Source organism: Paraburkholderia saeva (genome assembly GCF_907164555.1).
In the GTDB taxonomy this organism is placed as follows: domain Bacteria; phylum Pseudomonadota; class Gammaproteobacteria; order Burkholderiales; family Burkholderiaceae; genus Paraburkholderia; species Paraburkholderia saeva.
In genome coordinates, this window is the sequence record NZ_CAJQZC010000023.1 from 1 (window position 1) to 8137 (window position 8137).

An 8137-nucleotide genomic window follows, 5' to 3' on the forward strand; every position below is an offset into this window, starting at 1 on the left:
CGATGATCTGGCTTTCCGTGAATCTGGACGTCTTCATGCAAAATTTCCTGTTGATCCTGCTGCTAGAAAATTCTACCTTGAACACCCGTTAATTCTCGGGGGGACTACCCCCCTTCCGCGCGATCGCGAATCTCATTTACCACTCAATCACATCTTAAAAAACAAGATTGGTCAAATCTGACATTGATTGACATAAACGTTGATTAATTCCGACGTCTCTGTTCAATCTGATTGACGCTTTTCTGTTGCAACCCCTAAATTTCGGTGCCGATAGCTGCGAAAGCAACGACCTCACCTCGTGCCTTTCAACCGGAATGGGATGTGTGAATGAATGCTGTGACCAAAAGCTTCACCGACGCGCTGCGCCACCCGAGCGCGCGTCTGAGCCAGCGTCTGCGGGTCTGGGTCGGGATTCTCGAACACGACTTCGACGTAGTGAAGTTCCGGGTACGCGGAGGATTCTGCAAGGACTACACGGCGGATGTGACGGTAACCTCGTCGCAGCTCGATCTCGACGGCAAGCAGTACGTTGGACGGCGTGCGGGGCTGCAGGTCGATGAGCGCGTGGCAGTACCCTCGGTCAGCTATGTCGAACCCGTCGATCACGAAGCCGCCACCTTCAACGGCGTGATCACGCGCATCGAGCGTATCGGTGTAAGCCGCGACGAAGCCACCTACCGGCTGCGCATCGAGCCGCGGTTTGCCGCTCTCTGCAAGCGGATCATCAAGTCCGATACCTTCAAGGACGTGACGCTGCAGGAAATGATCCGGCAGGCGCTGGTTGACCGCAAGAACTTCGACGCCTTCGACGTGGAATTCCAGATCGAAGGGCTGCTGGAGAAGATGGAACAGGTGGTGATGTATGAGGAATCCTTGTGGAATTTCATCACCCGGCACTGCCGTCGCAAAGGCGTTTTCTGGTTCTACAAGCAGGGGCGCGGCAAGAATGGCCAGCTCGACACGATTGTCTTTGCCAACAATCCGCGCGCCTATATCCGTTCGGTCGAGGTTCCGCTGATCCCGGATTCGGGCCTCTCGGCCGGGTGCCACGAGGCGGTGCTGTCGCTCAATGACGCGCGTACCCTTGTGCCCGCCACAATTGAACTGTACGAGCGCAACTACCGCACGCCGGACGACCGGTTACGCGCGACGGCGAACGTCTCCAGTGAAGCCGGCGACCGCTCGGTGTTCGGACAGGTCAGCCGCAGCGCGGAGTTCCACCTGACGCAGCAGCAGGGCGAAGCAGTCACGCAGATGCGGCGTGACGAACAGATCGCACGGCAGGTGACGCTTTCCGGCACGACGAACGCCCTGGGCATTGCGCCGGGCGTCGTGATGAAAACGACCAATGTGAAGGTGCCACGCGCCGAATACGGGTTCGTGATCACGTCGATGGTCATGAAAGGCAGCCGCACGACACCGGCACACGCCCGCTTCAAGGCGATGCCCGCGCATCTGACCTACCGGCCCAGATTTGACTACGAGCGGGACTGGCGTTTTCTGAAAGGTCCGGTCGTCGGCGTGGTCACGACAAGCGACTCTGCCCCATATGGCGACATGGACGAGCACGGGCGTTATAGCGTGCTGCCGAAATTCCTGCAGGGCGCGGACAACACCGACAACAAGTTGCTGAAACTGCGTCTGGTGCGTGTGTCGTCATCGGATCAGGGCGGGCTCCACGCGCCGCTGCTGCCGGACACCGAGGTGCTGCTGGAGGGGGCGCACGCGGACGTGGATCGCATGCACATCACCGGAGCCCTGCACGACTATGCCCACCGCGATCCGGTTCGGGGCACCGATGCGTTGTATAGCTATGCCATCTGGCGCTCGCCGTTGCTCGGTGCCGAGGTCGTTTTCAACGACCTGCAGGGCAAGGAAAGCGCACGGCTGGCGACAGTGTATAGCCAGACGGCGTTCAACCAGGGCTATCTGCTCAACGGTAAAAAGCTCGCTCGTGGTGAGGGCTTTGAAGCGACCACGAAATCGTGGGGCACGATGCGCGCAGCGAAGGGACTGTTCTTTTCGGCGGACGCAGCAGCCGGTGCCGACACGCAGCACCTGGACATGCCTGCCGCCGTCGCGCAGCTCAAGGCGGCCCTCCAGCGTGTGACGGATCTGGCATCGGCGACCACGCAGGCCGGGGCCGATCCTGCTGATCGGGCCACGCAGTCGGCGCTGCTCGACGGCCTGAACCAGTTGCGCGACGCGGGGCTACTCGCGAGCGCCCCGGGCGGCATGGCGTTCGTGACACCGAAGTCGGTACAGCACTCGGCGGGCGAGAACCTGATCGCGACCGCCCGGGACATGGACGTCAGCATCGCGAAACGTCTGCGCATGGCGGCAGGCGAGCTGATCTCGTTCTGCGCGCACAAGCTAGGTATCAACCTGGTTGCGGCGAAGGGGAAATTCACAGCGTCGGCGCTCACGGACGGCATGGACCTGTTCGCGCAGAAGCAGCTCCGTGTCGCAAGCGAGAGCGCGGACGTCCAGGTCGCAGCGAAGTCGAAAATCACGCTCAACAGCGGCGGGGCCTCGCTCGTTATCGAGAACGGCAACATGACCTTCCACTGTCCCGGCGCGTTCACCATCAAGGCAGGCTCGTTCACCTTCGTCGGTCCTGACAACGTGCCGGCCCAGCTACCGATCCTGTCGAAAAGCGACCTGACGCTCAATGAGCGGTATTCCCACACGAACTGACTCGCCATGATTATCAGCCCTCCGTTTCTGCCCGAATCAGGCCTCACGTCCACGGACGGATCGAAGCCGGACCCCGTAATGGACGCCGTCGACAAGTTCGAACTCGCGCACGGCATTTACCCAATTGCGTTTGACCGGCGATGGAATTGCGGCGCCCATCTCGCGCCCGATACGCATGGCCCTGTCTATGCAATCGCCGACGGCGAGGTCGTCGCCTACCGGGTCTGCCAGCACGCGATGGACTCAGGCAACGGCAACGCTGGCTTCGTCCTGCTCAAGCATTCGACCGAAACGGGCGACGGTCGCACGCTGACGTTCTATTCGCTCTACATGCACTTGCTGCCGCTCGCCGAGTACCAGTCGTTCGGGCACGACGGAACTCGGCTGCCTGAGTTCCTGCGCAATCCGTCTGGCGCGGACACTAAAGGACAGGTTACGCCTGCCGCAGCAGGCGGCGGCAAGACTGTACGGCGCAAGGATGTCATCGGTTTTGTTGGGCGGTATGAAGGCGTGGTGTATATGCACTTTGAGATCTTCATGATGCCGGGGGATTTCGATGCGTACTTCAGCCATACGCAGCTCGGCATTGCCGCGCCGGATACGCCGAATACTACGGATTGCTGGGGGCATACGTACTACACGATTCCCGACGGACAACAGTTCTATGCTCTGCCGCCGGGAACTGACGCCCATAACAAACTGCATGGCACCAAGTTCGAGGCGGGCCAGACCGGTACAAACGCATTGCCGCTCGTCGTTGAGACCTACTTTAGCAAGGGTGGGAAGTACACCAACGTCTGGAGCGTCGCGACGGACGGTTCGCGTACGCTGCTAACTGCCCAGCCAGTAGCCGAGGGCGGTTACGAATACGGTCTCTATCAACGAGCGAAGGCGCTATACAGCGGTTGCCCGAGCGACGGATACGAGATGCTGCGCTTCGGGCGCATCCTCTCGACGCCTGCGAAACTGTCCGGGGGAGACTGTGCGACATGGGTGAAAGTAACCTACGCTGCTGGCCAACAGGGTTATATCAATATCAACAACGCGGCAATCAAGAAGTTATCCGACGCGGATTTCCCGTCATTCATGGGCTGGCAGAAGCTTAGCGATGGTGCTACGCCATTCGGCGCCGACGGGCTATGCGATATTGACGCGCTCAAGAAAATAGTCAAGGACGCTAAACCTTCCGACGCTGCGGCGACGACCGAAGTGCAGAAGGCGGACGCGCTTTCAAGCTACGTAAAAAGCCATGATGGCGTACGCCAGGCGTTGCGCGGTTTTATCTGCAATGCCCCTAGCGAATGGGATAGTACGAACAACGAGACGCGGTACGCGAAACTGCTCGACGAGGGTGGCTTTTATCACGGCAACGATCAGGGCTACAACGACTTTCTCAAGTACCTCAAGGAAATACAGTTCTGGGACGTGGCGGGCCTGCCCGCAGGGCAGAAGCTCTGGTTTTTCCACCCGCTCGTGTTTATCCGGCATTTTAGAAAGTGTGCGTGGTTCTCAAAGGACGAGTTCGCACTAGTTTACTCAGACAGCCATATGTCTCACAACGCTGATGCTATCCGAGAAAAGTACAGAAAACCTCTAAACTTCTCTCTGCGAAAATACGGCATGTCCAATTACCTGAAACAGTCGCACTTCTTGGGCCAAGGTGCAGTGGAATCTAATTTTCTCTGTACCATGCAAGAGTCGAGTATGGTTGGTAACGTGACGCCAACCGCTGTTTATGGAACCCATACAAATCCAATGTCAGTAAAATCGGAGAGCGATCTTGGGCATTGGTATGGTGCAATTCCGACTGAGGATGATCCATGGTACAGACTGGCTAAATACAATTCACTTGGTCACCTAATCACCTCGTCATATGACTGGAGGGGTGGTAACTGTGATAGGGAGGACGCGCAGAAATTCCGTGGTCGCGGGTTCAAGCAGCTCACCTTCAGAAGTAATTACGCGGATTATTGGGTCTATCGAGCGTGGATTCTGGGATCTAGCTTTACTGCGTCGTGGTGGAGCGATCCGCAATATCACGCGAAGCATCGCGCACTAATGACGAAGATCCCAGCAGGCATTGATAATCCTGAGGTTGTCGCGACCGTACCTGAGAATTGCCTGGATTCTGGGGCGTGGTACATAACCTGCCTTAGGCCGGAGGTTGTCAGTGCCATTGATGGTGATAGCTTTACTATACCTAAAACCTCAGCCGAGATCACAAGGGAAGAGCAGGTAATAAAAAATGTGACAAGAGGCATTAACGGCGCGCTTATTGGGATCGACAAGCGCATCAGATTTACTCGCATGATCAAGGGAATTCTTCTGTGAAGGCAAATTTTCTTGTTTTTGTAGCCGTACTCACTGCCTCGGTCCACGCATACAGTAAAACTAATGCGACGAGCGCGGGGGAATCTTTCAATTTGTCGGTGCAGACCGAGGCCGGTAATTTTCATTGTTTGATAGATGAGAAGCCGATTGACGTCACACTTAGTTCGGATGGTGAGGCAGTTATTGTCTCGGGTACCGGTTATGTTCCTGTTGGTGAGCTAAGTCGCTGCAAAGCTGACGTGCCTGTTCACGTTCGGCGTGCAGCCCCACAGGTGGGATTCCTGTCGGATGTAAATATCAAGGCGGGTATTTATGCATCAATGGTCCCGGTTGGTGTTTCGCCCCTGAGTTTTTTGGCAGTTGTTGCGAAAATCGGGAGTGACAGAAATTTAGTTCAAAAGCCAGGCTTCTATAGAACTACCGTAAGCGAGTCCAAGCTGGAAGAAGAAGCTGCCTCGGATATGAACCCCGTTCTATCACTCGACGGAAAATATATATCAGTAGATCGGCATCAATGCGGGTCAGATCCCGAGGTTAACGTAATTGAAATAAAAAGTGGAAAGACAATCAAAATCGACAACAAAGCTTGCGGTAAGTTGTTCAACTGGGTGGCGAAATGAAATCTCCCATCCGTAAAGGCGACAAGCTCGAAAACGGTGGCGAAGTGACTGGCGGCTCCGAATGGTTCAACTTCATGGGGCGCCCGCTCGCCCGTAAGGGCGACGAAGCCATTTGCGACGAGCACGGCCCGACCGTCATCGACGAGGGCTATGAGAAGTTCCCTGACCGCGACGGCAAATGGGTCGCCTTCCATCACTACCGTTGCGCGTGTGGCTGCCGCCTGATCTCTTCGCTCCAGAACGTCAATATCGAATAATGCCGGTCGACCTTTCTCCAGCGGGACGCCCGAGCGCCTATCCGCGTCGGCCCCGCTTCTGGCCATGGTGGTTCTGTATCTGGCTTGCCTGCAACGTCTTTGGCGTTGCCATTGCCATGCTGCTCTGGCCGAAGGGACAGTCCGCGAGCGGAGGATGGTTCTGGTTCTGCTTTGTTTGCGCTCCTAACGGTGCGTTCCTGATCCTGCTTGGTATCGAGCGGGCGGGTTACGAGGGCCTCTGGTATCGGGCGCACTGGCGCAATCATCATCGTAGCCGCTGGCTGGCGACGCGACTGCGTACGGCGCAGAAGCCTCTCCAGGTGCTCGGCGTCGGCTACTGCATGCCGGTTGGCGAACAAAGCGAACATGCCCTTGCCGGTGCGATCGCCGCCGGCAAGCGCATGGCCGCTGCCCAGATACCTCGCACCGGAGCGAAGCTCATATCGCACTGCCGTTTCAAGGAAGCGGACTGGATGGTTGACGAGCCCGCAACGGTCGGTTCCGAGGCTGGCGAAAAAAGCGTCGAGGTAGAACAGGAGAGAAAGCAGGTTTCACTGCTGACGCTCAAGATAGCCAAGGCACTGGAGCCACTGGGGGCGAGCCTGTACGCACTCACGTGCTACGAGCGGCAATGGTGGCCGCAGGTGCGCGTACTGAGCGCCTCGGGCCGGGAGCAGGCGGATGTGGCGATGGTCACCGACGCCCTGAGCATCGCGGGCCTGCCGCCGCTTGCGGTTCAGGCAGTAGCCGCTGCGGACGGTCTGATGGTCGCGGATGCATGGCTCGACGCGAAGGACGCACGGCCGCTGCTCGTCGTAGCGACTGCGTGGCATGAAGCGGGTCCGCCCGAAGGCAGCACTGAGGGTTGTGTCGCCGTACTCGTGACGGCGGGGTACTTCCGGCTGCCTGAAGCGGTCAAGGTCGCTGCGCTGCTGCACCGGCCCGTCGCCGGGCGAGCAGGCGAGGTCGAATACGGCTTCGCGAATGCCGCAGTATGGGGCAAGGCTGACTTTACCTCGTTCGTGCGCGCGTGGATAACCCGCCCGGTAGACGGATGCGACAAGGCGCTGCGCGCGGCCCATATGGACGCCATTGTGAAAGACGAGGCGCAGCGGCGCCCGGACCGCATTGCCGGCGACCTCGGCGATGCAAACGGCTGGCTGTCCGTCGTGGCAGCCATCGAATCTGGCCCGGCAGACGGGCCGCAACTCATCATTGATGGCGTGCAATCCGCAGTCCTGCGCGTAACACCCGCGACAACAGATACAGATAACAACCGGAATACCGATGAACGACCCCAGGCTTACCCTGCACTCGCTTGAGCCCACGACCGCGAAGGAGGAATCCCCGCCATCGAGCCGTCTGGCGATCTGGGGGCTACCCGTCGCGGCGTTCGTCGTTGCCCTGCTCGCAATCGGCATCGTATCGCTGCGCGGCGACATGGTTGGCGTCACCGCAGGCGAGTCGCGGCTGAAAGCGATCATCGTCATCCTGTCAACCTTCGCAGTCGTTGTCGTCGTTCACCTCGTCCTGTTCGCGACCGGCGCTTACGGCTTCGCGGCGCGACTCTTTCGTAGTGAGACTGGAGACCGCACGAAGGCAGCGAAGCCGCTCAAGCGCGATGCGCGGTTGCAACACATGTATGAGGAGCTACGTGTCTCGCATGGCTGGTTCTGGCGCAGCCGTCTGCGCTGGCTGATGGTCGACGGCACCGATGAGCGCGTCGATCAGGTGGCCCCCGGCCTCAAGCAGGCAGGCGTCATGCACGTCGGCGAGATTGTCCTTGTTCACGCCGCTCCGGATGGTATCGAGAAAGAAAAGTGGCTAGGCCAGATCCGCCGGTTGTGCCGCCGTCGCCCGGTGGATGGCCTCGTGCATGTGGCTCGCGCTGAAGAAGCCGGTACGGGCCTGCCCCGCGAACTCTCAATGATCGCAACCGCGCTTGGTTGGGCTGCGCCCGTCACGTTCCTGCATCCGGTCGAGGCGAAGGGCAGCCCTTCCGAACGTTTCGACGCGGTTGGCGCCTTCATGCCGAACGAGTCGCGCAGGCAGGCGCAGGAGGCGGCTGCCAGAGCGCCAGAATTGCTGACCACGGTCGAGCGATGGTCGGCAGACGCTGGTGTGCGCCTTTATACGCGGGAAAAGGCGACCTGGTTGATGGAGGTCTCGAAGTACATCAGCGACCACGCTGAAAGGATTGGTGGAAACCTGCGTGCACTCGCCGCATCGAAC

The 8137-nt window shown here is 59.0% G+C and carries 6 protein-coding genes and 1 pseudogene; all 7 read left to right on the top strand.

All coding sequences use genetic code 11. From position 1 onward, the window contains the following. Positions 1–181 (top strand): hypothetical protein (locus LPA36_RS29210; protein ID WP_228883999.1); only part of this gene is annotated, 181 nt, incomplete at its 5' end. A gap of 146 nt (positions 182–327) precedes the next feature. Then, the gene (locus LPA36_RS29215) at positions 328–2697 is read left to right on the top strand and encodes a type VI secretion system Vgr family protein (RefSeq protein WP_228884000.1); all 2370 of its coding nucleotides are present in this window, start codon (positions 328–330) and stop codon (positions 2695–2697) included. 78 nt (positions 2698–2775) lie between these two features. After that, on the top strand, positions 2776–5028 hold the full coding sequence (locus tag LPA36_RS29220) for a M23 family metallopeptidase (protein WP_228884001.1): 2253 nt from the start codon (positions 2776–2778) through the stop codon (positions 5026–5028). Continuing rightward, positions 5025–5648: a hypothetical protein gene (locus LPA36_RS29225; RefSeq protein ID WP_228884002.1), complete on the top strand. Its 624-nt coding sequence runs from the start codon at positions 5025–5027 to the stop codon at positions 5646–5648. The genes LPA36_RS29220 and LPA36_RS29225 overlap by 4 nt, the downstream gene beginning before the upstream one ends. Next, entirely contained in the window at positions 5645–5905 is a 261-nt protein-coding gene (locus LPA36_RS29230) for a PAAR domain-containing protein (protein WP_228884003.1), read from the top strand. Before LPA36_RS29225 ends, LPA36_RS29230 begins: the two co-directional genes overlap by 4 nt. Positions 5906–6021: 116 nt before the next feature. After that, a complete protein-coding gene (locus tag LPA36_RS29235; protein WP_228884004.1) occupies positions 6022–7227 on the top strand; it encodes a hypothetical protein in 1206 nt (401 codons plus the stop codon). After that, positions 7193–8137: pseudogene (locus tag LPA36_RS29240) on the top strand (ImcF-related family protein); the annotation flags it as partial. The gene LPA36_RS29235 and the pseudogene LPA36_RS29240, both read left to right, overlap by 35 nt.

Excerpts from the sequence above, each read along its gene's own strand:
- LPA36_RS29215 (WP_228884000.1), top strand. The coding sequence starts at position 328 with ATGAATGCTGTGACCAAAAGCTTCACCGACGCGCTGCGCCACCCGAGC.
- LPA36_RS29220 (WP_228884001.1), top strand. The coding sequence starts at position 2,776 with ATGGACGCCGTCGACAAGTTCGAACTCGCGCACGGCATTTACCCAATT.
- LPA36_RS29230 (WP_228884003.1), top strand. The coding sequence starts at position 5,645 with ATGAAATCTCCCATCCGTAAAGGCGACAAGCTCGAAAACGGTGGCGAA.
- LPA36_RS29235 (WP_228884004.1), top strand. The coding sequence starts at position 6,022 with ATGCTGCTCTGGCCGAAGGGACAGTCCGCGAGCGGAGGATGGTTCTGG.